Annotated in this window: 21 protein-coding genes and 1 pseudogene; 7 read left to right on the top strand and 15 right to left on the bottom strand. The window is 52.3% G+C overall.

Features of this window, described 5'->3' with window-relative positions:
* Positions 1-7 precede the first annotated feature (7 nt).
* From glgX to asd, 3 genes are all read right to left on the bottom strand, one after another.
* Positions 8-1,990 (bottom strand): glycogen debranching protein GlgX, encoded by a 1,983-nt coding sequence (gene glgX, locus EB241_RS12650; RefSeq protein ID WP_124233528.1) that lies wholly within the window; start codon positions 1,988-1,990, stop codon positions 8-10.
* Positions 1,987-4,173 (bottom strand): 1,4-alpha-glucan branching enzyme, encoded by a 2,187-nt coding sequence (gene glgB / locus EB241_RS12645; RefSeq protein WP_124233527.1) that lies wholly within the window; start codon positions 4,171-4,173, stop codon positions 1,987-1,989. Before glgB ends, glgX begins: the two co-directional genes overlap by 4 nt.
* A 350-nt stretch (positions 4,174-4,523) precedes the next feature.
* Positions 4,524-5,633 (bottom strand): aspartate-semialdehyde dehydrogenase, encoded by a 1,110-nt coding sequence (gene asd / locus EB241_RS12640; protein WP_124233621.1) that lies wholly within the window; start codon positions 5,631-5,633, stop codon positions 4,524-4,526.
* A 391-nt stretch (positions 5,634-6,024) separates the two neighbouring features.
* On the opposite strand from asd, the gene EB241_RS12635 reads away from it, so the two are divergent.
* The 4 genes from EB241_RS12635 to EB241_RS12620 all read left to right on the top strand — a co-directional run bounded on the left by EB241_RS12635 (position 6,025) and on the right by EB241_RS12620 (position 10,719).
* The gene (locus tag EB241_RS12635; RefSeq protein ID WP_124233526.1) at positions 6,025-6,618 is read left to right on the top strand and encodes a YhgN family NAAT transporter; all 594 of its coding nucleotides are present in this window, start codon (positions 6,025-6,027) and stop codon (positions 6,616-6,618) included.
* Between the two features lie 305 nt (positions 6,619-6,923).
* Positions 6,924-8,276, top strand: coding sequence for an MFS transporter (locus EB241_RS12630; protein WP_124233620.1), 1,353 nt, complete (start codon positions 6,924-6,926; stop codon positions 8,274-8,276).
* Positions 8,254-9,594 (top strand): enolase C-terminal domain-like protein, encoded by a 1,341-nt coding sequence (locus tag EB241_RS12625; protein ID WP_124233525.1) that lies wholly within the window; start codon positions 8,254-8,256, stop codon positions 9,592-9,594. The genes EB241_RS12630 and EB241_RS12625 overlap by 23 nt, the downstream gene beginning before the upstream one ends.
* Before the next feature lie 9 nt (positions 9,595-9,603).
* Positions 9,604-10,719, top strand: a complete 1,116-nt coding sequence (locus EB241_RS12620) for a lactonase family protein (RefSeq protein ID WP_124233524.1) — start codon at positions 9,604-9,606, stop codon at positions 10,717-10,719.
* A gap of 111 nt (positions 10,720-10,830) precedes the next feature.
* On the opposite strand, the gene gntU is transcribed toward EB241_RS12620, so the two are convergent.
* The 4 genes from gntU to EB241_RS12600 form a co-directional block, all read right to left on the bottom strand.
* The gene (gene gntU, locus EB241_RS12615; RefSeq protein WP_124233523.1) at positions 10,831-12,171 is read right to left on the bottom strand and encodes a gluconate transporter; all 1,341 of its coding nucleotides are present in this window, start codon (positions 12,169-12,171) and stop codon (positions 10,831-10,833) included.
* Positions 12,172-12,180: 9 nt separating this feature from the next.
* Positions 12,181-12,714 carry a gluconokinase gene (gene gntK / locus EB241_RS12610; RefSeq protein ID WP_124233522.1) on the bottom strand — a complete coding sequence of 178 codons (534 nt, stop codon included), beginning with the start codon at positions 12,712-12,714 and terminating at the stop codon, positions 12,181-12,183.
* Between the two features lie 204 nt (positions 12,715-12,918).
* Complete coding sequence (gene gntR / locus EB241_RS12605; RefSeq protein WP_124233521.1) at positions 12,919-13,914, bottom strand: gluconate operon transcriptional repressor GntR; 996 nt, start codon at positions 13,912-13,914, stop codon at positions 12,919-12,921.
* Between the two features lie 95 nt (positions 13,915-14,009).
* Positions 14,010-14,705: a pirin family protein gene (locus EB241_RS12600; RefSeq protein ID WP_124233520.1), complete on the bottom strand. Its 696-nt coding sequence runs from the start codon at positions 14,703-14,705 to the stop codon at positions 14,010-14,012.
* A 341-nt stretch (positions 14,706-15,046) separates the two neighbouring features.
* On the opposite strand from EB241_RS12600, the gene EB241_RS12595 reads away from it, so the two are divergent.
* Positions 15,047-15,541 carry a GNAT family N-acetyltransferase gene (locus EB241_RS12595; protein ID WP_124233519.1) on the top strand — a complete coding sequence of 165 codons (495 nt, stop codon included), beginning with the start codon at positions 15,047-15,049 and terminating at the stop codon, positions 15,539-15,541.
* Positions 15,542-15,814: 273 nt separating this feature from the next.
* Here the strand turns inward: EB241_RS12595 and EB241_RS12590 are convergent, their stop codons facing one another.
* The 5 genes and pseudogenes from EB241_RS12590 to EB241_RS12570 all read right to left on the bottom strand — a co-directional run bounded on the left by EB241_RS12590 (position 15,815) and on the right by EB241_RS12570 (position 20,409).
* The gene (locus tag EB241_RS12590; protein ID WP_124233518.1) at positions 15,815-16,441 is read right to left on the bottom strand and encodes an AvrPphF family type III effector; all 627 of its coding nucleotides are present in this window, start codon (positions 16,439-16,441) and stop codon (positions 15,815-15,817) included.
* Positions 16,442-17,314: 873 nt separating this feature from the next.
* Positions 17,315-17,380 (bottom strand): hypothetical protein, encoded by a 66-nt coding sequence (locus EB241_RS21510; protein ID WP_233592605.1) that lies wholly within the window; start codon positions 17,378-17,380, stop codon positions 17,315-17,317.
* A gap of 392 nt (positions 17,381-17,772) precedes the next feature.
* Complete coding sequence (locus EB241_RS21505) at positions 17,773-18,051, bottom strand: hypothetical protein (protein ID WP_233592602.1); 279 nt, start codon at positions 18,049-18,051, stop codon at positions 17,773-17,775.
* Positions 18,052-18,487: 436 nt separating this feature from the next.
* Positions 18,488-19,473: pseudogene (locus EB241_RS12580) on the bottom strand (IS630 family transposase).
* A 330-nt stretch (positions 19,474-19,803) separates the two neighbouring features.
* Positions 19,804-20,409, bottom strand: coding sequence for an OspG family effector kinase (locus EB241_RS12570; RefSeq protein ID WP_124233516.1), 606 nt, complete (start codon positions 20,407-20,409; stop codon positions 19,804-19,806).
* 398 nt (positions 20,410-20,807) lie between these two features.
* Between EB241_RS12570 and EB241_RS12565 the strand changes: the two genes are divergently transcribed.
* Complete coding sequence (locus EB241_RS12565) at positions 20,808-21,560, top strand: hypothetical protein (protein ID WP_124233515.1); 753 nt, start codon at positions 20,808-20,810, stop codon at positions 21,558-21,560.
* A 978-nt stretch (positions 21,561-22,538) separates the two neighbouring features.
* On the opposite strand, the gene ggt is transcribed toward EB241_RS12565, so the two are convergent.
* The 3 genes from ggt to EB241_RS12550 form a co-directional block, all read right to left on the bottom strand.
* Positions 22,539-24,281 (bottom strand): gamma-glutamyltransferase, encoded by a 1,743-nt coding sequence (gene ggt / locus EB241_RS12560; RefSeq protein WP_124233514.1) that lies wholly within the window; start codon positions 24,279-24,281, stop codon positions 22,539-22,541.
* A 516-nt stretch (positions 24,282-24,797) separates the two neighbouring features.
* The gene (locus EB241_RS12555; RefSeq protein ID WP_124233513.1) at positions 24,798-25,460 is read right to left on the bottom strand and encodes an AvrPphF family type III effector; all 663 of its coding nucleotides are present in this window, start codon (positions 25,458-25,460) and stop codon (positions 24,798-24,800) included.
* Positions 25,461-25,463: 3 nt separating this feature from the next.
* Positions 25,464-25,868, bottom strand: coding sequence for a CesT family type III secretion system chaperone (locus tag EB241_RS12550; protein ID WP_124233512.1), 405 nt, complete (start codon positions 25,866-25,868; stop codon positions 25,464-25,466).
* Positions 25,869-26,118: 250 nt separating this feature from the next.
* Between EB241_RS12550 and EB241_RS12545 the strand changes: the two genes are divergently transcribed.
* Positions 26,119-26,430: a DUF2756 domain-containing protein gene (locus EB241_RS12545; RefSeq protein ID WP_124233511.1), complete on the top strand. Its 312-nt coding sequence runs from the start codon at positions 26,119-26,121 to the stop codon at positions 26,428-26,430.
* Positions 26,431-26,516 lie beyond the last annotated feature (86 nt).

Raw genomic sequence — 26,516 nt, 5'->3', positions numbered from 1 at the left:
CCCGTTATTATTGTTGGCGGAACACACACACACCGTGAGCGGGTCCGTGCCAGACAGTGACTAAAATCGGGTTATCGTCCCCGGCAAAAGGCGGAATGGCATGCCAGTCGCCGGGGGGTAAGGTCAAATCGCTGACGTCTTCAGTGGCATTTATCGCGATAAGCCAGTGCTGTGAGAGGCGGATTTGTAAGCGTCGGACGCCATGCTGCCACGCGGCATGATCCAACGCCTGGCCCGCCTGATCGAGCCATTCAACATTGCCATCGCCCTCCTGCCACCAGCGGTCTGCCGTTAATGCCGGGATGGTCTTGCGCAACGCAATTAGCGCGGCCGTAAAGGCAAACAGCCCGCTGTCGTTGTGCTGCCAGTCCAGCCAGGTCAGCTCGTTATCCTGACAATAGGCGTTGTTATTGCCGTGCTGACTGTGACCATGTTCATCACCTGCCAGCAGCATTGGCGTCCCTTGCGCCAGCAGCAAAGTGGTCAGCAGCGCATGGACGCTGCGGCGGCGATGCTCGGTCACCAACAGCGGTGCATTCAGGCCCTCCACACCGTGGTTATGACTGAAATTACTGTTGTGGCCATCGCGGTTATCTTCACCGTTGGCTTCGTTGTGTTTGTGATTAAAGCTGACCAGATCACGCAGGGTAAAACCGTCATGGGCAGTGATCAGGTTAATACTGGCAGAGGGTAAGCGCCCCTGCTGTTGAAACACATCGCTGGTGGCGGCGAAGCAGCGGGCAAATTCACCGTTGGCCATGTCGCCATGCAGCCAGTAGCGCCGCATCACATCGCGGAACTGGTCATTCCATTCAGCAAAACGTGCCGGAAAGTTGCCCACCTGATAACCACCCGGACCAATATCCCACGGCTCGGCAATCATTTTGCAGTGTGACAGCAGCGGGTCGGCCTCAATGGCCTGAAAAAGCGCCGAATCGCGGTAGTATTCCGGCGCACGGCCAAGCACGGTGGCCAGATCGAAACGGAAGCCATCGACGTGGCATGTCTCCACCCAGTAACGCAGGCAGTCCAGCGTCCAGCGCATCGCCACCGGATTGCTCAGGTTCAGGGTATTGCCGCAGCCGGTCCAGTTTTCATAGCCGCCGTGCTGGCTGAGCCAGTAGTAACTTTTATTATCCACACCGCGATTCATAAGCGTCGGGCCGGTTTCCTCAAGCTCAGCGGAATGGTTGAACACCACATCGAGGATCACCTCAATCCCCGCCTTATGCAGCGCTTTTACCGCCTGCTGAAACTCGGCGCGGGCAGATGTCCCGCCGATACCAGAAGCATAGCGGTTATGCAGCGCATAGGGGGCAAGTGGGTTATATCCCCAGTAATTGGTCAGTCCCAGACGCAGCAAACGCGGCTCGTGTGCGAAACAGGCCACCGGCAGCAACTCCAGACTGGTGATCCCAAGACGTTTAAAGTAATTAATCATCACCGGATGACCCAGCGCGGCGTAGGTTCCCCGGATCGCTGGCGGGATATCGGGATGGCGTTGGGTCAGCCCACGCACATGGGCTTCATAAATCACCGTCTGGCCCCAGGGCACGCACGGCGGCTGGTCATCTTCCCAGTCAAAATCATCTGCCAGCACCACGCTCCTGGGTGCCACCGGCCCACTGTCTGAGGTATCCGGTTCCGTTTCGCCACACTGAAAACGCGGATCGTCGGTGACTTCACCCTCCACCGCTCTGGCGCATGGGTCCACCAGCAACTTAGCGGGATTAAAACGGTGTCCATCATGAGGCTGCCACGGGCCGTGTACCCGGTAACCATAGCGCTGCCCCGGTTTTATCGCCGCCAGCCAGCCATGCCAGACGCCCTCAGTGCAGGCAGGCAAATCCATGCGACGCTCCTCACCCTGCGCATCAAACAGGCACAGCTCCACCCGATCGGCATGAGGAGAAAACAGGGTGAAGTTAACGCCGTGACCATCATAAAAAGCCCCGGCCGGAGAAGCCTGCCCCGTCTGGATTTTACTCATTTTACCTCCCTGAGCAGCCAAACCGTGGACAGCGGCGGCAGGGTCATCGTAAGGGAGTATTCACGGTTATGGCTGGGTGCCGCCTCGGTATGGAGCGTGCCCTGGTTTCCACTATTACTGCCGTGATAATGGCCGGAATCGGTGTTCAGCACTTCCCGCCAGCAGCCAGGCTGGCTGACGCCAAAGCGATAATCATGGCGCGGAACCGGGGTAAAATTGCTGGCGACAATCACTTCATTACCTTCCCTGTCGCGGCGGACAAAGACAAAGACAGAGTTATCAAAATCGTCCACCACCAGCCATTCGAATCCTGATGGCTCAAAGTCCAGCTGCCAGAGCGGTGCATGTTGGCGATAGGTGTGGTTGAGATCGCGTACCAGACGCTGCACGCCGTGGTGCCAGTTGTCATCCCCTTCCAGCAAATGCCAGTCCAGGCTGATATCATGATTCCACTCTTTACCCTGCGCGAACTCATTACCCATAAACAGCAGCTTTTTACCGGGGAAACCGAACATCCAGCCGTAATAGGCACGCAGATTGGCAAACTTCTGCCAGGCATCGCCCGGCATACGATCAAGAATCGAACGTTTGCCGTGTACCACTTCGTCATGGGACAGGGGCAGGACGAAATTCTCCGTTGCGTTGTACAACATACCGAAGGTGAGTTTGTTGTGATGGTGCTTGCGATACACCGGGTCCAGCTTCATATAATCCAGCGTGTCGTGCATCCAGCCCAGATCCCATTTGTACCAGAACCCCAGCCCGCCGCCCTCTGGCGGCCGCGAGACGCCGGGGAAATCGGTTGACTCTTCCGCAATCGTCACCGAACCCGGCGCCATATGCCCCAGTACCCGATTGGTGTAACGCAGAAAAGAGATGGCTTCGAGATTCTCTCTGCCACCGAAATGATTGGGGATCCACTCTCCCTCTTTACGGCTGTAATCGCGGTGGATCATCGATGCCACCGCGTCCACCCGCAGACCGTCAATGCCAAAACGCTCGATCCAGTAGAGCGCGTTGCCTGCCAGATAATTGCTCACTTCACGACGGCCAAAGTTATAAATCAGCGTGTTCCAGTCCTGGTGATAGCCTTCGCGCGGGTCACCGTGCTCATAGAGTTCCGTGCCGTCAAACCTGGCGAGGCCAAAGTCATCAGCCGGGAAATGCCCCGGCACCCAGTCCAGCAACACGTTCAGTCCGGCCTGATGCGCCACGGCGATAAAATTGCGAAACTCATCGCGGGTGCCAAAGCGCCGGGTTGGCGCGTACATCCCGGTCGGCTGGTAGCCCCAGCTGCCATCAAAAGGATGTTCATTAATCGGCATCAGCTCCAGATGGGTGAAGCCCATCTCTTTGGCATAGGGCACCAGCTGTTCTGCCAGCTCTTTGTAACTGAGCCAGAAATTGTTATCGGTGTGACGTCGCCAGGATCCCAGATGTACCTCATAAATGGAAATGGGGGCATCGAAATCATTGGCGCGCTGACGCTGTTCAGACATCGGTGTTTTTGGCGGCAGGCCGCAAATCATCGACGCGCTCTCAGGGCGCATTTGCGCTTCAAAGGCGTAAGGGTCGGACTTCAGCCGGAGCTGGCCGTGGGCATCAATGATCTCGAATTTGTACAGCTGCCCCTGCACTGCCGCAGGCACAAACAGTTCCCAGACGCCAATTTCCTGGCGAAAACGCATCGGATGGCGACGGCCATCCCAGAAATTAAAGTCACCCACCACCGATACCCGACGGGCATTGGGCGCCCACACCGCAAACCGGGTGCCAATGACGCCATCAATGACATCCGCGTGTGCTCCCATGGTTTCCCAGGGCCGCTGGTGTGTTCCTTCCGCCAGCAGCCAGCTGTCCATTTCCTCCAGCAGCGGGCCAAAGCGGTAAGCATCGTCAATCAGATTTTGCTGACCGTGCCAGGTGACCGCCAGCTGGTAGCGAAACATTTTTTTACGACGTGGCACCACACCGTGAAAAAAACCGCGCGAATCGATGCATTCAAGCCGCACACATTTGCGCCCGGTCTGGGTTTCAATGACCCAGACTTCCGTCGCATCAGGCAACAGTGCCCGTACTTCCAGACCGCTTCCAGTCTGATGCATGCCAAGAAGTGAGAAAGGATCTGCAAAATAACCGGAAATTAAGGCATCAATCACCCGGCGATCGGTAAGCTCTGACATGTCTGTCTTCCCATGATGGTTGGCAGGCGATTCGCTCAGGCCGGAATGGCGAGGAATGAACTGCTCTTCATTGAGCCAAAAAAACGTACAGTTTCAAGCATAGCCAGGGCGGCAATAAAGCCTGCACAGAATGGTGAAAAATAACGTTTAATGATGAAAATATTTTGTTATCAGAGAGAAATAACAGGAAATAAGGCGGGAGCGCACTACAGGCAGAAAAAAAAGAAAATATAACGAAAAGAGAGAAAGGAATTATTGTACAAATAGCGCGCTCGCGGCGTTTTGCCCTTTCCCTTCTCCCCCGATGCTGAAGCAACAAAAGCACTGCTTCAGCATGGTTGGCTGCCGTCTCAGTCCACCAGCAGTCGCAGCATCCGGCGCAACGGTTCAGCCGCGCCCCACAACAGCTGATCGCCCACGGTAAAGGCTGAGAGGTATTCCGGTCCCATATTCAGTTTGCGCAGGCGACCTACCGGGGTTTTCAGCGTGCCGGTTACCGCCGCTGGCGTCAGCTCACGCATCGTCAGATCACGATCGTTCGGTACCACCTTCACCCAGTCATTGTGGGCCGCCAGCAGCTGTTCAATCTCACCCAGCGGCACGTCTTTTTTCAGCTTCAGCGTGAACGCCTGGCTGTGGCAGCGTAGCGCACCCACCCGCACACACAAACCGTCCACCGGAATAGTGGCCGCCGGTTGCAGAATTTTGTTGGTTTCCGCCTGCCCTTTCCACTCTTCGCGGCTCTGACCGTTTTCCAGCTGTTTGTCGATCCACGGGATCAAACTGCCTGCCAGCGGGACACCAAAATTATCGGTGGGTAAAACGCCGCTGCGGCTCATCTCAGTGACTTTACGCTCAATATCAAGGATGGCAGATGCCGGGTTCTGCAGCTCTTTCGCCACATGATCATGTAACATGCCCATCTGGCTGAGCAGCTCACGCATATGACGGGCACCGCCGCCGGAAGCCGCCTGATAGGTAGCGACAGACGCCCACTCGACAAGGTTATTGGCAAACAGGCCGCCCAGCGACATCAGCATCAGGCTGACGGTACAGTTACCGCCAGCGAAGGTTTTAATTCCCCGATCCAGTCCCTCGCGGATCACGTGGTGGTTAACCGGATCGAGAATAATCAGCGCATCCTCTTTCATCCGCAGCGTGGACGCCGCATCGATCCAGTATCCCTGCCAGCCTGCCGCACGCAGTTTCGGGTAAATATCAGTGGTATAATCGCCGCCCTGGCAGGTGATGATAATATCCAGGGCTTTCAGGGCCTCCAGATTAAAGGCATCCTGCAACACGCCAGCGGACTGACCGGCGAAGGACGGTGCGGCCTGTCCGTGCTGAGACGTGGAGAAAAAAACCGGGCGGACAGCGTCAAAGTCACGCTCTTCCACCATACGCTGCATCAGCACGGAGCCAACCATGCCGCGCCAACCAATAAGCCCTACTGTTTTCATGTTGTACCTGCTCCAGACTGGTTTTGTGGCCATGTTACTTTCTGGCAGTGTTCGCAGGTCTCACGGATATGAAAATGCGCGGGTGAAAAGCAAACTGACTGCGACAGTGACGCCTGGCCTGTTAAAATGAACGTCATAAGAATGAAATAGGGTGAATATGCCCAAATATTTCTGGTTGCAGGAAGGCGGCAATCGAAGGGATCCCGATGAACTTACCAGGTAAGTGATTCGGATGAATGAGTGTCGCCAACATACCTGCAACTTGAAATATGAAGGCTATACCTTACAAAATGCTGGGAAAGTGGCAAGTGAATTAAATCGATTAGCGATGATTTTTCAGCAGAGCTGCTTATAACGTGCAGTTAAGCGAACAAATAAGAGAAAAATAACCATGACTGAAATGATCTCCGCAACAATATTATTGTTGTTGATTATGGATCCGCTGGGCAATTTGCCGATTTTTATGTCGGTTTTGAAGCATCTGGAGCCGAAACGTCGCCGGATGGTGCTTATTCGCGAGATGCTGATTGCACTGGTGATTATGCTGCTGTTCCTGTTCGCCGGTGAAAAAATTCTTGCTTTCCTCAATCTGCGCACCGAAACAGTGTCTATCTCCGGCGGTCTGATTCTGTTTCTGATCGCCATAAAAATGATTTTCCCCTCTCATGAAAACAGCAGCAGCGGTCTCTCTGCCGGCGAGGAACCCTTTCTGGTGCCGCTGGCCATTCCACTGGTTGCCGGACCATCGTTACTGGCCACGCTGATGCTGCTTTCGCATCAGTACCCCGATCAGATGTCGTATCTGGTTGGCGCACTGCTGATTGCCTGGGGGACAACGGTGGTGGTACTACTGCTCTCCGGGCTGTTCCTGCGTCTGCTGGGAGAAAAAGGGGTCAATGCTCTGGAACGCCTGATGGGATTAATTCTGATCATGCTGGCGACGCAGATGTTCCTCGACGGCATCAGAACCTATCTCAAAATCTAATCCACATATCACCCGGCAAAAACGGTCCACGTGGCCGTTTTTTGCCCCGCATAACGCCGCAGAGACAGGGAACGCCTCGCTTATCCCGGAGGAAAAGATCGCCACCGTGCCGCCTGGCATATTGTGACAATCGCACCCAGCGCACATTTCTGGCGTAAACTTTTTACTAATAAATCACGTTAATGCGCTGAATTTGTTAAATCTTTGTAATATTGCCCAATCACTCTCTGGCAATCACACATAGCAGTACCGCAGGCCAGTGCGTATATCTGAAACGTTGCTCACAACCCAACAGGTAACGCATGATGGCTCAACAATCCTCTGAATTATCAGTCGATCACGAGGCGCATATCGCCGCCGCTGTCGCTAAGTTCTTCCGTCGCATCATCCCGATGCTGGCGCTAATGCTGATTGTTAATCAGATTGATCGCGCCAACATCGGCTTTGTGAAAGCAGAGCTGCAAGCCGATGCGGGTATCAGCGCCGCCGCCTTCGGCCTGGGGGCAGGACTGTTCTTTATCGGCTATGCGCTGTTTGAAGTCCCCAGCAATATGATGCTGAAGAAATTTGGCGCGCGCGTCTGGCTGACACGCATCATGATCACCTGGGGGATAGTGGTGGTGCTGACCGGATTTGTCAGCACACCGCGCCAGTTTTATCTGCTGCGCTTTCTGCTTGGCGTGGCGGAAGCGGGCTTCTTCCCCGGCGTACTGTTCTATTTTCGTCAGTGGGTGCCCAATGCATGGCGAGGACGTGCCACGGCGATGGTACTGAGCGCCACTGCCAGCGCGTTTCTGTTCTCCGGGCCACTAACTGGCGCAATCCTGATGCTGCATGATGTTGGCGGAATGGCAGGCTGGAAATGGGTGATGTTCCTCGAAGGCGGCGGTTCCATCCTGATTGGCCTGCTGGCGGCGCTGGTGCTGGTCTCCAGACCGGAAGGCGCAACATGGCTCAATGCCCAAGAGCAGCTTGCATTGACACAGCAACTGGCGTCGGAAGAGGCCGCCCGTGAGGCGCACAGCGCGGTGCAGGGGCGCTGGAGTTTACTCAAAGATCGCCGCCTGCTGTTTTACTGCCTTATCTTTTTTACCATGACCATGACCGGCTATACGCTGGTGTTTTGGCTACCGCAAATCATCCAGCGCATTCAGGGCTTCAACAGTTTCCAGACCGGCCTGCTCACCGCCATCCCCTGGCTGTGCGCTATCGTGGCGTTGTTCCTGTTGGGCAAAACCACCGATCGCTACCGCCATAGCCTGGAAAAAGGGCTTGGCATTGCGATGCTGATTGCCGCCTGCGGCACATTTATGGCAACCACTGGCACACCGTGGTTTGGTTTCCTGGCGATGATCGTCGCCTGTATCGGTTCCAAAGTCAGCGCGGCCTTCTTCTGGCCAATGCCGCAGAGTGAGCTGCCCGCGGCCATCGCGGCGCCGGGGATTGCGCTGATTAACTCCGTTGGCAACCTGGGCGGCTTCTTCGCTCCGACGGTATTCGGCTACCTTGAAATGCATACCGGCAGCACCACCGGCGGGCTTTACGCGCTGACCAGCGTATCTGCCGTCACCGGTATCTGGCTGTTGCTACGCCGTAAACCGGCTCCCCCTGCCTTCGGACATTCGGAGAAAATTCATGTCAGACAGTCCAGTCATTAAATCCATGCGCATCGTGCCGGTCGCCGGTTATGACAGTATGTTGCTGAATATCGGCGGTGCCCATAACTGCCACTTCACGCGTATTCTGGTGATCCTGACCGATTCCAACGGGCAGACCGGCGTCGGTGAAACCCCCTGCCATGCCTCAACGTTGCAGCTGCTGGAGCAGTTTCGGCCGCTGACAGAAGGCAGTTCGCTGTTGCGTCTTAACGCCACGCTCAGCCAGCTGTACGCCAGCAAAGCGCGGACTCAGCAGACGGCGCACAACAACAACATTCATATTCCACAGATGAACCCGGAGAAATTTTACAACGCGGCCGCCGCAATTGAAGCCGCACTGCTGGACTTGCAGGGTAAGTTTCTCAATCTGCCGGTGGCCGATTTGCTGGCCAGCGGCAAACAGCGGGATCGCATTCCGGTACTTGGCTATCTGTTCTATATCGCGGACCGCCAGTTAACCAACATGAATTACCGCGCGGCACCGGGAGAGGAGGGGTGGTTTCATCTGCGCCATGAGAAGGCGATGAACAGCGACGCCATCGTGCGGCTGGCCGAAGCGGCCGTGGAACAGTATGGTTTTCGTGACTTCAAGCTGAAAGGCGGCGTTCATGCCGGTGAAATTGAAGTGGAGACGGTGGAAGCCTTGCTGGCACGCTTCCCGGATGCCAGAGTCACCGTCGATCCGAATGCCAGCTGGTCACTGGACGACGCAATCCACTGGGGTAAGCGGCTGGCGGGTAAAGTGCCCTATCTGGAAGATCCCTGCGGAGCGGAGCAGGGTTATTCCGGGCGCGAAACCCTGGCTGAATTCCGCCGTGCCACTGGCATACCGGTCGCCACCAACATGATTGCCAATGACTGGCGGCAGCTGAATCACGCACTGCAACTCAATGCCATCGATATTCCGTTGGCCGACCCACATTTCTGGACCCTGCGTAATGCGAATGTGGTGGCACAGCTGTGCAATGAATGGGGACTGACCACCGGGTGCCACTCTAATAACCATTTCGATATCTCACTGGCGATGGTGGCACATCTGGGGGCAGCCGCACCGGGCAACCGCCAGACCGCCTTTGATACCCACTGGATTTGGCAGGATGGGCAGCAGCTGACCCGCCAGCCACCGCAGATCCGCGATGGCTATCTGGAGCTGCCGCAGGGGCCAGGGCTGGGCGTTGAGCTGGATATGGCGCGTGTCGAACAGGCACATGCGCTCTATCATTCCCTGCCGGATAAAAACCGCAATGATGCGCTCGGTATGCAGTTTTTAATCGATAACTGGCATTTTGACGCCAAACGTCCCGCCCTGCTGCGATAGGAGAAAAGCATGAGAAAACGTCGCTGTGCAGCTGCGTTACTGGCAGCGTTGGCCTTGAGCGCACCGCTGATGGCGCAAACCTTTGTTTACGTGTCCGAAGCCAATGATGGCACCATCGCGCGCTATACGCTTGATGAGCAAACCGGTGCCTTGCAGTTACTGGGCCGCACCGTGACAGGTGGCAAAGTGATGCCAATGGCACTGAGCGCCGATAATCACACCCTGTACACGGCGCTGCGTGGCACGCCGCTAAAGCTGGTTAGCTGGCATATCGACAGTAAAACCGGCAATCTGACAAGAAGCAGTGAAATCCCGGCGTCCGCCAGCTACCCCTGGATAAGCACGGATAAACAGGGCCGTTTTCTGCTCACGGCCTCCTACGACGGTGATGTGGTCGACGTCTACCGTCTGGCACAGGACGGTAACCTGACCGCACCGCCGGTTGGCCACTATAAAACCGGCCATGCCGCGCATTCGGCCATCATTGATGCCAGTGGAAAAACGGTCTATGTCGCTAATCTCGGCACCGATCGGGTGCTGGTGCTAAAACTAAGCCCGGAAGGGAAACTGTCGGCGCTGGGCCACGGCTTTGTCGATACCACGGCTGAAAACGGGCCTCGTCATTCGGTGCTGTCGCCGGATAACCGCTATCTGTACAACGTGGGCGAAATGGGCGGCATCATCACCCAATTCCGCCGCGAAGCCAGCGGGGCACTGATAAAAGTGGCAGAAACGCCCAGCGCCGTTGCCACACAATATCATCTGGCGCATGGGCGCGAACGGACAGCGGACTACCGTGATACCACCCCGCGCATCTGGGCAGCGGATATCCACATCACACCGGACGGGCGTTTTCTCTACGTCAGCGAACGCACCAGCAGCACGCTAAGCGGTTATCGGGTCAATCCGGGCGATGGCAGGCTGAGACTGGCAGGCAGCTGGGTGGTGGAGAAACAACCGCGTAGTATGGCGATCAGCCCCGACGGCCGCTGGCTGATCGCCAGCGGCGAGAAAAGTGCGGTCATCGGCAGCTATGCCATTGACAGACAAAGCGGTGCGCTGAAGCGCGTCGGAGAGGCCCCCGCTGGCGGCGATGCCAACTGGGTCACGGTGGTGAGTGACTGATTTAACGTGGCGTTGCCCGATCGTGCCACCGCCTGGAAAGGCTCGCCGGGCGAGAGTGGAAAACATCTCGTTTCTTTTTATGTCCCGGTCAACCGCACCGGGACATGTCGGTCAGGAGAGCAACTCAAAGGCTACCATCCCCACAAGCGCGCCGGTGGTGCCAAGGATGGTTTCCATCATGGTCCAGGTTTTCAGCGTCTGCCCTTCCGTTGCGCCGGTAAAACGGCCAAACAGCCAGAACCCGGCATCGTTGACGTGACTGATAATAATCGATCCGCCACCAATGCAGATCGACAGCGCCGCCATCTGCGCACCGGAATAGTGTAGTGGTTCAATTACCGGCATAATCAGCCCCACGGTAGTCAGACAGGCAACCGTCGCCGATCCCTGAATGATGCGCACCGCCCCGGCCAGAACAAAGCAGGAGATGGCCACCGGCAGACCGGAACCGGTCAGCGCATTCCCCAGCGCCGGCCCCACACCGGAGTCCACCAGCACCTGCTTGAACACACCGCCCGCGCCAATCACCAGCAGAATAATACCCGCCGGTTGCAGCGCACTGCCGCATATTGTCATGACCTTTTCTTTATCCATTCCCTGGCGGTATGCCAGACCGTAGATCGCCAGCAGGCAGGCCAGCAAAATGGCAATAAACGGATGACCAATAAACTCCAGCCATTCGTACAGTGTGCTGCCCTGCTCAGTGAAACGCGCGCCAATCGTTTTCAGCCCGACCAACAGCAACGGAAACAGGATCAGTGACAGACTGAAAGCAAACGAGGGCAGCCGGTGCTCCTCAAATTCAGGATGCGAGGTGTCTTCAGGCAGGGTGAACGCAACGTGGCGGCTGATAAAACTCCCCCAGAGCGGACCGGCAATCAGCATACCGGGGATCGCGGCGCACAGGCCCAGCAGGATCATCCAGCCAAAATCCACATGCATCTGGGACGCCAGCAGCATCGGCGCTGGCCCCGGCAGCAGAAACGCCGCGGACGCCGCCACCCCGGCAAACAGTGGGATCACCAGCTTCACCAGATTACCATTGGTGCGACGCGCCACGGCAAAAGCGATGCTGATAAGCAGCACCACCGCCACTTCAAAAAACAGCGGTAGCGCACAAATCAGACCGGCAATTCCCATCGCATAGTGCGCCCGGCTCTCACCAAAGGCTTTCAACATGTTGATTGCAATCCTGTCGACCGCGCCGGTTTCGTGCAGGATTTTACCGAACATGGCTCCCAGCGCGACAACCACGGCAAGAAAGCCCAGCGTTCCTCCCATGCCTTTTTGCATGGTGTCCGCGATTTTATCCAGCGGCATCCCGGAGAAAAGACCGGCACCGACGGACACTAATATCAGCGCCAGAAAAGCGTGCATACGCGCTTTCATTACCAGCAGCAGTAACAGTAAAACCGACCCCGCCGCCGTTAACACCAGTGTTAAAGTAGCCATAGACCCAACTTATTTTTTGGTTACACCGTCAATGGTGGTGATGGTGGCAGCAACCACCTCGTTTAACGTCTGGTTGATGTCCACCACCAGCACATCCGGCTCATCACTGCCCGGTTCTTCCAGCGTTTCGAACTGAGTGACCAGCATCTGTGGCTTAAAGAAGTGGCCTTTGCGCTTTCGCAGGCGGGACTCAATGGTGTCAAAATCCCCTTTCATATAGATAAAATGGAGGTTGTCATTGCCCTTGCGCAGGCTGTCGCGGTAGCGTTTTTTTAGTGCCGAACAGACAATCAGCGACACCTCATTAGTACGCTGCATGGCGAACGCTGCGTCGTTAATCGCCTGTAACCAGGGCTTGCGGTCATCGTCGTTCAGGGGATAACCTTCGGACATTTTTTCGATATTGCCGCGGGGATGCAGGAAATCGCCGTCAATAAATGCCGCCTGAAGCTGGTGTGCCACGGCGCTGGCAACGGCAGATTTCCCACTACCTGAAACCCCCATCAGAACAAATACGTGATGAGATGAAGAAGAAGCTTTCATGTTGTTACTCCGGCCTGGCGGTCAACGACCTGTCTGTTTAATGTTAGCACTATGTTATCGGTAACATTGTCGGAAGGGTTGCCAGCGATGGCAACAGCTGGCCGGGAAAAAGCTGGTAACTGTGAGACGGTTCAAAGAAATGACCGTTCAGGAAAATGACCGCACGAAGGGGTAAAACGACCGGCTCTGACGACACGGGCAGGATCAGATGCTCTGCCCTTCGCAGACGGCAAAGCCGACGTCGATGCACGCTGAGCCACTCTGCTCACCACGAATTCTTGCCAGCAACAGTGAGGCGGCTTCACGGCCCATTTTCTCACGCGGAGTGAGTACCGTCGCCAGGGTTGGTGTCACCACCTGAGTAATATCGTGTCCATGAAAGCCGGCTATCGCCATATCTTCCGGGATGCGTAGCCGCTGGCGCTGGCATTCAAACATCGCACCAACCGCAAGATCATCATTGGTACAGAACAGGCTGTCGGTATCAGGATAACGACGCTGTGCTTCCAGCAGCAGCGTGATACCCATTGAAAATGACGACGCCGCTTCCATCATGACGCTACGGGGCACCAGTCCGGCTTCGCGCATCGCCGTTGCATAGCCCTGGTATTTCAGTAACGTCCGTTCATCCAGTCTGGCACCCAGATAGACCGTGTGGCGGTGCCCTTTGCGCAAAATTGCGTGGGTCATCTGGCGGGCCGCCTCGACATTATCAAAGCCCACCGCCAGATCAATACAGGGCGAAACGCTGTCCATCAACTCCAGCACCGGAATACCGGCAGTTTCGATCATGCGCAGACTGCCGGGCGTATGAGTTCGTTCGGTCAGGATCAGTCCGTCAATGTTCCAGCCCAGCAGCGAGCGTAATTGCCGTTCTTCTTTCTCCGCGCTGTAGCCAAAATGACCCAGCATGGTCTGGTAGCCCGCCGCATCGGTGACGGTTTCAATTCCCCGCAGCACATCAGCAAACACCTGATTGGTCAGTGACGGCAGCAGAACACCAATCGCCCGACTGGTAGCATTTGACAGTATATCGGGCGCCCGGTTGGGGATATATCCCAGCTCATCCAGCGCGGCGGCAATACGGCTTTGCAGGGCAGCAGAAACCTGGCCGGGATGACGCAGGTAGCGGCTGACGGTCATTTTGGTAACACCGACGCGGTCGGCTACATCCTGAAGTACCGGCCTTTTTTTCTTCATTATTTTATGACAGTCAGCAAGGGATGGTTGGAGTGTAACAAAAGGACGCGGGAACGGTGAAGGGTGCAGCGAACTACACCCGGTAATTGGGTGGCTCAGACGGGCGGCAGATCGAACAGCAGGATCTCCGCGTCACTGTCGGCGACAACGGCCAGCGCGGTTTCATCCCAGACAGCGAAAGCGTCGCTGAGCGATGCCCGCTCGTCATTCACGGTGACATTTCCTTTCACTACCTGGATCCAGATCCGGCGGCCGGGCGCAATCGCCACAGCGTCTTCCTCACCCTGCTTCAGCGCCCAGCGCGACAATGTCATATCCTGGAACACCTGAAGTGAGCCGTCGCGGGCGTCCGGGGAGAGCACCAGCTGGCGACCCTGTACCTGATCAAAACGACGCTGAGCATAGCGTGGCGTAAGGCCGTTTTTTTCAGGGATGATCCAGATCTGATAGAGATGCAGCGGCAACTCCCGGCTGGCGTTATATTCAGAGTGACGCACCCCGGTCCCGGCGCTCATAATCTGGAATTCACCGGACTGGATCTGCTCTTTATTGCCCATACTGTCCTGATGCTCAACCGTTCCTGAGAGCACATAAGTCAGGATCTCCATGTCCTTATGGGGGTGCATGCCGAACCCCTGCCCCGCCTCGATCACATCTTCATTAATGACGCGCAGCGCCGAAAAGCCCATAAAGCTGGCGTCGTAGTAATCGGCGAAGGAGAATGTGTGCCAGCTGTCGAGCCAGCCATGATGAGCATGACCGCGTTGTTCTGCTTTACGTAGATAAATCATATTCAATCTTCCTCACTATTTTTACCCAGTCTGAACCGGTTATAAGTGGGATGATAGCGGAGAAAATTGTCTTCTCTGTTCAAATTATTCGAACAGGTGGCGACAAGCAGTGATGCCGCAGGACAAAAAAAAGCCAGCACGCAGGCTGGCTAAATAATACTGGAAGCAATGTGAGCAATGTCGCGCTTTCCTGACAGGCCGTGAAGTCCATGCCGGAAAAGCGTGACAATAATAATCATTATCATTCGCACTTGTAAAGGGCCGTTAGTGATTTTTTTAACTTGAACAGATTTTAAAAACCCCTGATATTAAAAAGGATTATTAACCCTGAGGAGAGAGAGATGAGTGAGATCGTAATTCGCCACGCTGCCCCGGAAGATGCTGCCGACCTGCATCGTATCCTTAACCAGCCGGAAACCTATGCTGATACGCTACAGATCCCCCACTCATCTCTGTCGCTAATCCATACCCGTCTGGCGGATCAGCAGCCCGGTAAACATCGCCTGGTCGCCTGTATTGATGGCGTGGTGGTGGGCGATCTGGCTCTGGAGGTCAACAGTCGCGCCCGCCGCCGCCATACCGCCTCTTTTGGCATCTGCGTCGACAGCAACCATCGCCAGCGTGGCGTGGCAAATGCACTGATGCAGGAGATGGTAGGCCTGTGTGACAACTGGCTGAACGTCACGCGTATCGAGCTGACGGTGTTTGCCGATAATCAACCGGCAATCCGGCTTTATCAGCGTTTTGGTTTTGCAAGTGAAGGCCTTGCGCGCCGCCATGCCATGCGGGACGGCAAGCTGGTGGACACGCTGTATATGGCAAGACTGAAAGAATAAGCAGTCGCAAGCGGTGTGGTAACGGTAACAGGTGAAGCACCGTTTTGCTTTTTATGTGTAGAATACAGGCAACGTATGTCGTACAAAACCCGCACCATTTGCAATCATGGCCATTTCTTTCCCCGCTAAATACGCCATGCCGCCAGCCTGTTTCCCGTATCGGACTTGGCCACGCGTATCGCAACCCGCTATTTTGTCTGCGTAAATGGCCAAAAAAAGCAATCGCTGAAGCGTTCCGGCAAAAGCTGGTTTTATCCCTCCGCTGATAATCTGTTAATCGTCCAGCACCTTCACCGGCACTTTTTTTCCTTTGGGCAGGGTGACGATCAGCGCAGTGGCAGTTTCCTCATCACTGGCAACGGCAGATACATCGCTATACACCTTTCCCCCTTTCTCCAGGAAGTCACCCAACCTCATCTCAACAGCGACATGGTTATTATCGGCGTAGCTACCGATTGCCTGCCGCCCCATAGGGCCAGTCATGACATTTAATGAAGGATCTGGCAGTTCGGAAGCGCGTATCTGCTTTGGAAAATAAGCCCTGTGATCATCCGCAGGCAAATTGTAATGCTGCGTATAAGGATTGCTCCGCAATTCTTCATGCAGGGCAATCCTTGCGCAGGACTCCGGGTTTCCGGCAATCCTGCCATCTTTCACATACTTACGATGCGTGGTTCTGTATAGCGGCGTCTCTGCATGCAAATCAAATACAATCATTGGATCATGATTGTTAAGAAACGCACTTCTCGCCTCGTGGGACAGTTGATATACCGAGGTGAGCGGCTGTCCCCCGGCATGGCCAACAGGCGATGATGTACCGGCTGAATACGCACTGTGCCTCGGACTGACAGGCGGACTGTAAACATGATGGGAACCACCCGAACTGCAAATATTACCCATTATCCAACCCCTTGTTAATTTTCTCTTATTTTCTGCTGAAATCCGCTTTTAAAATACCAGTCTGAAATAAACGCGGTTGACCACAATAAATGGAACATGCATATGGAGAATACCGTTTTCATCACTGCCAACGGTGAAAAAGACGCTTCTGAAATAAAACCAGATTGCCATTTTCTGACATAGGTTAATGGCAGAATTTTTTAAATTAAAGATAACCACACTTCATCCTGATGCGTTTTTTCAGGAAGTCGTGGATATTCCATAATCTTTTTTTTACACTCTTAACCGATGAATTAATGTTTTTTCATGTAAAAACGTTTATTTAAATAGCTTAGTGGGAGCTTGCCCAATGTAGTTCCATCAATAACAATAAAAAAGCGATATCTTATATTATGCAACAACGGAGGGTCATTACGGGTAATAACCTACGGATAACCCGCTTCGACAATGACCAGCTTGTCGGGTCGACAGGCCGTCTTTGTTATGCTTACCCAATGGGCTAAATAGCTATATGGGCACCGACCTGATGTAACCAGGGGCAGCTATTTTCCTGACAATCCAGTCACAAACCGATACCCGGCTTCGTGTGCGCTGATGAGCATCCGTACTCTGCCTCATTGGCACCGTGGCTTGTGACGCCAGGTTCACAGAGAGTCGGTTCTGTCTGTCAGTACATTAACGCTTTGACTTTACCTGATAAAGGGTACGTCACTTCGGTATATACGCTGTGTTCTGATTCACTGACGCCCATGTCATTCGTACATTTTTATTCGCCAGCGCCACAACCGCTTTATTCACGCCATTTCGGATGATTATTCCCTTCAGCCAGCGTTACAGGCCGCTACAACGTTCATCAGGGAGGTTTACGACGCGTCACACCACGGAACGGGCGCCATGGATAAGTAACCCTCGCAGGTCACTGTTCCCGCGTTTCGTTATTCCCGGAAGTTTGGTCTTTTCGCCGCCACTGTATTCTTTCAGGAACAGCCCTGATCACAGGCAAAGTGCCAGCCATGTTGAAAATCACTGCTGTCACCCAGTAATACGGTCAGCGCTGATGCCCCCGGTGGCCCGATACCCGGTATTCCCTGTAGCCTGACGGTATTCTCATTTTGCTGACTGATATGGGCAAGACCTACGTCCGCCGCTGCTGACTGCTATGCAGTCCCTGTAGCATCTCGTGGAACAGCTGGCGGCCTGATGTCGCCAGTTCATTTTATGCATCTTCCGGGTCATCAGGCAGACAGACCATAATGTTATGTGCGCCTTCCGGGATGGCAATACCGTATTCCAGGCCCCTCTTATCGGGTTGATGAGGGACGTTGTGTTTTTCATCCGTCGCTGGCGAACCCGGTGCAGACACTGAATATTCTGCTGCTCAACGCTTTTTTTGGCACATAACGCATTCCCGGACGGCTGTCAGCCTCAACGATAGCGATGGCATTATTTAAATCGTTTTCACTTCCCACTCTGAAGGGAGCCACATATTGCGGACTGATTTGTTTAACTTCATGTCCGAATTGACTGAACTGCCCTGCCCGGTAATTGGCACTGCCACAGGCTTCCATAATAATTCTGGACAATGGTGGCTGAGCGATAAAAGTTCTCACGGGTAAGCATTTTGTTGACCTTCTTTTCACCCTGTAGAGAAACGATATGAACCTGAAAACTCGCTTTGCCAGATCAATTCCGATAATTTGTTCCACGGGACACCTCTTTATTTTGCGGTCGGTTTGCGCTTACAGCATGGCCCACTGAAGCCTGCATGGGGAGATGTCCATGTTATTAGCGTCTGATTCCGCTCCAGTTGCTCATTTTGGATAACAGTGCTCCAGTCAGAAGCGAGGGTCGATTATCCCGCATGGTGACGGGATCCTACACCAGTAAGCAAGGGCAGGTAAAAGGTGGAGCACTCTTCTGCGCAACTGTTTAGTAATCATTCTGATTTTATAATTAAAATACTCAAAATCCCTGTTCAGCTTTCCACAGCGAAATAATATGCCTGAATAACGTTACATATTACCACTCCACTTTAGCCAGACCGTATTAATTGCCGGGGAACGGTGAGACGGCGTTCATAAACTGATTTACTCGTTCAGGTAACTGCCACATGTCCCTGCACTGATGATTTCGCGTTATGGTTCCGTGTAACGATAACCGTTCTATCGGATTGAGCCACGGCGAATACGTGGGCAGGAATAACAACCGGCACTTCCTGTTTTTATTCCTGCCAACATTCCACCTTGCGGCTTTTATGGATAATGGCGTTATCAATCAATAACGTAATGGTTTTCGCTCGTCGGTATTTGCCCCGTAATGCCTCTAACTGATTGATAAATAAATCATGCTACCGCCGACGTAATGGACTCGTCCTGTATCCGAATGCCGTGCGCCTGCCAGATAATACTTATGCTTATGTCCCGGCGTAGCAATGCGCTTCTGTTGCCCTTTTCACATCCAATCCGCGCCGATTTTCGGGGTCAGGTCGATATCGACGTCATCCTGACAGAACACAGGGTGTTCCGTCTGCTTCTGAGCCAGCGCCTGCTTAATGGCAAGGCGTTTTTCATCACAGTGCGGGGCTTTATTTTTAGCATCGGCGCGGCTTTGCGCCAGACAATACCCGCCTGTTTCAGATATCGGTGCAAAGTGGTGAGATGAAGCGCCACATTAAAAGACGGGTTTACGATAAGCGCCAGCCGCTCAGTGCTCCCGCAGGAGCGAAGCCAGCCAAAATCCTGTGGAGAACATTGACCCCAAAGCGGCAGGATGTCCGTGACCGGCAAGCGAGGCGCGCGTCCGCGTTTGAGGGTTTTTAGTCCGTCAACACCATATAAAGTAAACCCGTTTATCCATCTTCCGACTGATGAGCGGGCAGCACAAAGTAATCTGACGACAGCGGTAAGAGTCATTCCCTGTTGTAACATCAATAGGGTGAGGAGTCGTCTGGCATCATTTTTATCTTGAGTTTGCTGCGCCTCCTAACGCATCAACAGTCGTTCTTTATCAGGCATTGCAGCCATGATCGGCATCGCTCAGTCCGGTTGTTTTTAGCAATTGATCAGATTGCTCAACCCGGATTGAGTTCCTGTCTGGTGATCTATTATTTGGTGAGGTTATTTAGCTTAAACCATGCTTTATTTCGGGACACGCTGTTCGTCATCACGACGATACTACAGCCCCCGAAATCATCCAGCACTGGTGGGACTCAGGTAATATCAGGCATTTCAGGCCTGTGTTCAGGGCGATTTTATTTGCCGCACGGTCACAGGTGACGAAACCGTCATACATATCGAGGAAAAGACATTGTACCCACCACGGTGCCGACATGTTAAAAATGTGGAAACAGAGAAGTTTTTCATTTATGAAAAGGATGCCTGTAAATGTTTCCTGTTTAATAATGAATAGAAATCGTCAGTACGCATTTGCAGTCGCCTGTCGATAATCTCTTTTTTATTTTTGGTTGCAGAGTAATATTCATCAGAAACGTTACTGAAATCTATTGGGAACAGGCTTTCACTGTCTTTATCGTACAACATGTTACTTGTATTGAGGTCGTAATGGATAATATTTAATTCATTCAGTTTACCTATCAGCTGGAGGTAAAGATGTTCCAGGTTGTCGGGAATATCAGACGTTTCAATTTCACTGAGGGGGGTTCCGGGCACACGTAGCATTCGGAGGTACACATCACCACCATGCCTTATGACAACTGACGCATCATCACCGTAAAAAGCATTAAACAGGACAGATTCTTGCTTTGCCATTGCCAGAACCTCATCGTACTGGTTACCAACAAGATCATACTTTTTATACAAAGAAGATGAATCATTCATATCTTCAAAAACTTCTGCCATTGAACCCTCACCTATTAACCGACCGAGAACCGGCTCATTGCTTACATCAGTGGTGGAAATATGACTCTCGTGCAGAAAAGGTGCATGAATAGTAGAAGAAGTTATTTTCATAATAATCCTTTGCTGTGAAATTTGGACGTCCCATCAAATTTTCACATAAAACAGCATTGCAAACCACCAACCAGGGATTCACTTAAGCATATTTGCCATCGCACTGATAGCCACCATGCCCAGGGCAGACCCGTTTTTTTATGTAACCAGCGGAGTATCCGTTGAGACAGTGCATGTGGGTTGCAGGATAAAAGCGCACTCCATGTCGCCAACGGTAAGCATCTCACGGGGATTTTCATACAGTGAAAATGGCATTCAGAAGATCGGTTTTACCCTGCATACCTGCCCACACTGCAAGCGATAGTGAATTTACCGAGGAATAATCGTTTTTATATATTGATGCGTTGAGCTTTGTGTTAAAAACTCACATTCTCACATTAACCATAAGTAGGATTCACATGGAAAAAATAACTTCAGAGGCGAGTAATTCCCAACCAATTACCCACTACTGTAATAATACAGAGTCCAGACCCCCCCCCAAAAACATGCTGGCGCATGTTACAAATATAACCAACCTCCCTGTTGAATTGCAGCAAAAAATCGCGTTTAATCTCACCCCTCAGGATTACGAAAACTTGCGTAAAAGCGCACCAACTTTAAAAAACAATCTTGAAAGTAGCGATTCTATTTATGAAAAACTCAGGAATGGGCAGTACCATGGTGAATATAAAAAAACGTTGCAAGCCTTTGTCTCTCGCCCCGTCAGGGATTTTTTGAAATCCACTCAGGGTGAAAATCTCTTCAACGCCATAAAAAGTATTGATGTAACAAAAAATGATAATGCCATCTTTATAAAATATAAAAACCCAATAAATGGGACGCTGAATAATATTGACGATATATTTCATTGGAATCTTAACCAAAATAATAACAGCTTCCCTGTTTTATCAAACTATTCGCAAGGTGAAAAAACAATAATACTATCAAAAGAAAAAATAACCAAAAAAGATATAAAAAACATATTTAATTCATTAAGTGAAACTTTTAACAGCACAGAAAAATACGAGCGTTATTTTATAGCAACCGTAGCGATAAAAATAAAAACACTTCTCTGTAACCACCCTCCAAAAGAAATAAGCAAGGATAAAATGGAAGAAATTTTCCATGGCTATACCAATATATTAAAAGCCAGTGAGGATGTGAATTTTTAAGAGGGAGGAGCAAGAGATGCCGACATTTAACATCCCATTAGCTGCATATTTAATAGCGGCTTATGAATAGTTAACACCGTATAGGCCGGGAGGAAGATTTGGTCCTGGCAGAATCAGTGTGCTGGCAGGGGCAGCAATACACTGGCCAGCGGCCATTTTAAAAGGATCTCTGGAGAGGGGTGATTATATTACACGACACGACTTTTTAACCTGACTTCCCCTGCTGTGGTGAAGTTTATTTATCTAAAAAATATGGATATATTTAGCATTACTAATCTACCTTACCATTTTTCAGCAAGGAAGAATGATTATACAACATACTGATATACAATCATATTTCTGGTTGCAACTACGTTGCATCGGCATCGTGCTGCTTCGAGTGCAATTTCATACACATCATTTTTTATCTTCCTCTAAAGTATCCCAACATAATAACCGGAGTCAGGCAATACACCATCTTAATTAAACTTCACACTCCAAAGAATAAATACCTTTCTGATATAAAAATTTATGATAAGGGATAACAGAACAAAGCATGAGCACTGTCTCACATAGCTGGGTATTTCTTCTCCGCCGCTGACAAATAAGAAGTCAATGCGCCATTTCCATTAGCAGCTACCCAGTTTATGCTGAGCCGAAAACGATTAAGCATAAAAGACAGCATGGTGTGTGAATTTACCGTAAGCTTAAAAAGGCAGGCGTAGTAGTCAATATGGCATACTTAACTCTCGCAATAAAACATCACCTGAATTTTGCAATACTCCTTATTTTTGCTGTTATCTTCCTTAATATTACTATACTGCTCAGCGATGCTTCGCTACCGTCTGGTAGATAATGTTTTCCTGCGTTAAGTCTCCTGTAAAGCCGTTTACGTACTGTCACAGCCATACGGGACAACCGTGAAATACCGTCATTTTGCACCAGGAAAAGCGCCAGCATTGCAGGAAAGTTTATCGACAGCGCTGGCGCTAAACAGGATTAATAACCCGCGGTCAAATCATCAATCGCCCGTGGATCGGATGCACCATAGAGTGTGCCATCCGGCCCAATCATAATGCTCTGGGTACTACCCATTGCAGGCATCACCTTCACATGCTGGCCCTTTGCTTCCAGCAACTTCAGCGTGTCCGGGCTGAACCCTTTTTCCACCCGCAGCTGATCTGGCAACCATTGATGATGGAAGCGTGGTGCGGCGGTGGCTTCCGCAATATTCATCCCGTAATCAATGCTGTTTAGCACCATTTGCAGCACGGTGGTGATAATCCTGCTGCCGCCCGGACTGCCGGTTACCAGCCAGGTTTTGCCATCTTTAACAACAATGGTCGGTGACATGGAAGAAAGCGGGCGCTTGTAAGGCTGTACGGCATTGGCTTCGCCGCCCACCAGGCCATAGACATTTGGCGTACCCGGCTTGGCAGAAAAATCATCCATTTCGTTATTCATCAGGATGCCGCTGTTGCCCGCCACAATGCCGCTGCCAAAGTTGGTGTTCAGCGTGTAGGTCACCGAAACCGCATTGCCCTGTTTATCCACCACCGAGAAATGGGTGGTCTGATTACTCTCGTAAGGCGCGAGCTTGCCGGGTTTAATCTCAGCGGAGGGACGGGCCTTATTAATATCAATCTGCTGTGCCAGGGATTTCGCGTAGGCCTTGCTGGTCAGCGCCTGCACCGGAACCCTGACAAAATCCGGGTCGCCCAGATACTCCGAACGATCGGCATAGGCATACTTTTCTGCTTCCGCCACCACCTGCATTGCATCAGCACTGCCAAAACCCATCTTTGCCAGATCGAAATTCTCAAGGATATTAAGGATCTGCACAATGTGGATCCCGCCAGAGGATGGCGGCGGCATGGAGAAGACGTCATAACCCCGATAGCTGCCACTCACCGGTTTGCGCTCAATGGCTTTGTAATTGGCCATATCCCCTTTATCAATCAGGCCGCCATTGGCCGCCATCTCTTTGGCGATCTGCTCAGCGATGGCGCCTTTATAGAACGCATCCGGTCCCTGCCTGGCAATCAGTTCCAGGCTGTGCGCCAGGTTGCGTTGCACCAGCGTTTCTCCGCGCTGATAAGGCGTGCCGTCCGGCCTGAAGAAAATCGCTTTACTGTTGGCATGGTCGAGCAGCACTTCCTTACCGTAGACCTTAAGATCGTCCGCCAGCGACTCATTGACCACAATACCTTTCGCTGCCAGCCTGATAGCGGGTGCAATCAGCGTAGCGAGCGGTAAAGTGCCGTACTCTTTGTTGGCCAGCGCAAAACCGGCTACCGTACCAGGAACACCGGAAGCAAGGTGTGACGTCAGGGATTTTTTGCTGTCGGCGTTGCCCTGCGCATCAAGAAACATATTACGACTGGCTCTGGTCGGTGCCATCTCGCGGAAATCAATTGAGGTGGTGTGGCCTGACGCGGTGCGGATCAGCATAAAACCTCCACCGCCCAGATTGCCAGCCTGTGGATGGGTTACCGCCAGCGCATAACCCACTGCCACCGCGGCATCCACCGCGTTGCCACCACGCTTAAGAATATCCACGCCGACCTGTGTGGCTGTTGCATCGACTGATGCCACCATGCCGTGCTGCTCTTTTACCGGATGGAACGTATCAGCACCAACGCCATATGACACCGGTGAAGCCACAGGGGCTGCCGCAGCGCCCTGCCAGAACAACAATCCTGCCAGTAACGGTGTGGCTATCTGCACTATCTTTCCTGTCATTTTTTTACCTCTGATTATCACCCTGGGTCATTTTTGTTTTTGCAATCAGTCACCGCCCCGAAGCTTACTCAGGTAAAAGAGAGCCTGAGCACGAGCAGTCGGTCTCGTGGCACGCAGAACAAAATGGGTAGTGAGTTATTTACATTTTTTTACCGCCAGTCAGTGTGGACTAAATGCAGGTAATAAAAAAGGCAGCGGTCAGAGCAAATTTCGATACGTCAACGCGGGGCCGGAATGTCACGCGATGACCGCTCAGGGGTGTGGTCATTGCGCTGTAAAAGCAGGAGATAATTTTGTGTGATAGCGGCACGTCTGTGTCTGTCATATTGAATGACAGCGCTACCTGATTTCTGAATGGGTTGCCCCTGCGGCGCGGTTAAAAGCCATAATGATGGGCTGTGGGTCCAGCACCATCATGAGCTACAATATCGGCCTTCACCTGTGCTGACAGAAGGAAGAAGGGTGATTTTCGTTATCAGCTCAGGGTGAATGGTTCAACATCAGACATGGCTTATCTCAGACGATTTTCACCGGCACCTTTTCCCCTTCCGGCAGGGTGACAAGCAGTGCACTCGTTGTTTCACCATTACCTGCAACCGCCGAGTAATCACTGTAAACCTTGCCGCCTCTGTCGAGGAAGTCTCCCAGCTTCATCTTAGTGGTCACGTGATCCGGGCCGGCATAACGTTTCACGGAGCCAAGTGCACCAGAGCCAACCATGACATTTAAAGAAGGAACACCTAAATTGCGTGCACTTTCTCTTCGTGGCAGATATGCGGATGCCTGACCCGGTCGGGCACCAATATCTTCGGCGTATGGATTGGGGGTCAGTTCCTCGTGCATATGAATTAATGCGCCGGAATCAGGGTTACCCGCCATCATTCCGTCCTCATCCACATAGCAACTGTGCGTCGTTCTGTAAACCGACGTATTTGCATTCAGGCCAAATCGCTGCATTGGATCATGGTTTTTAAGGAATTTTTTTCTTTCTTTACTGGAAAGCTGATAAACGGAGGTCAGCCTTTCCCCGCCACCGCTGCCGGAAGCCCTCGACGGCGAGGGGCTATGTCGGACAGGCGTTGACTGAGCGGAACGGCTATAGGCAGGGGTTAAGTGACCTGAACCCGAGCGCGGACTGTAAACATGATGGGAGCCGGAAGAACCACATACATTACCCATTATTTATTCCTTATGGTAAAAGTTAAACTGTTTTTTTATACCGCTGGCGGTAGAGATGGTGTTTTCGAAAATCCTCCTCATTTCAATATTATCAACTTCAACTAATGGCACTCTGGTATGAAGTACCCCAATATTTTCATCATCAATGCCCAGCGTCAGAAACGGTTTTCTGAAGCTGAACTGATTAAGGGAGAGTAATTCAAGCAATGTTTCTTTTTTTAAATCAGGGCAGCTGCCAAGTTCAGCCTGGAAATAGACCCATCGGGTATTGTCCTGATAAACTTTAATCGCAATGTTGTTTTCGAAGGTGAAACAATACACCTCATCATCGTGATTTTTCTCATTAAACGGCGCGACACCATAATCATTAATCAGTCCTTCGATCAGGCGATCAAATGCATTCTTCATCTCATTTCTCCATTCTCATCTTTAATGTAAGTAACGTTATTCGCGTATGGGTTCCAGGAAAATAGGATTTGAACCTCATAATGACCAACACAGAAATCAGCGCTGCTCAGTGCCAGGCGGATCGATTCTTATTTACATTTATCCTGGCCGGATGAAAAAAATAACCGCATTGTTGAGGCAAATTCAGATAACAGGAAGATTCACAACGGTGACATTTGCATAAACTGTGCAAACCGCAGAAGGAGAACAGATGATGAAATGGTTACTTGTTTTTGTCGCACTGATGCCTTTAAGCAGCATCGCCAATATGTTGAATAACGGTAACGATGCCAGCCAGCCGGGCTACAATCCCAGCACCCAACGGGTGCAACAGCATATGCTTATCCAGCAGTCACAGCAGCAGCTGAAATTGCAGCAGGATCAGCAACGCCAGAGCCAGGATCTACAGCGAAAAGTTCAGGAGCAGCGCGACAGTGCCGCTCAGAACGTGCTCAAATCGCAGCCGGGCAGCACTTACCAGCCGCCCGTGAAACCAGGCAATAATCAGCAACCGACGGAGTGACGGGATAACGTAGCGGGTTACCCCGTTTGCCCGCCACGGTAACACGTAAAGACGATGGCCCAGGAAGGGCCATCAGCCCGTACAGC

The sequence above is a fragment of the Erwinia psidii genome, assembly GCF_003846135.1.
GTDB lineage: Bacteria > Pseudomonadota > Gammaproteobacteria > Enterobacterales > Enterobacteriaceae > Erwinia > Erwinia psidii.
This window is presented reverse-complemented; position numbering and strand designations above follow the sequence as displayed.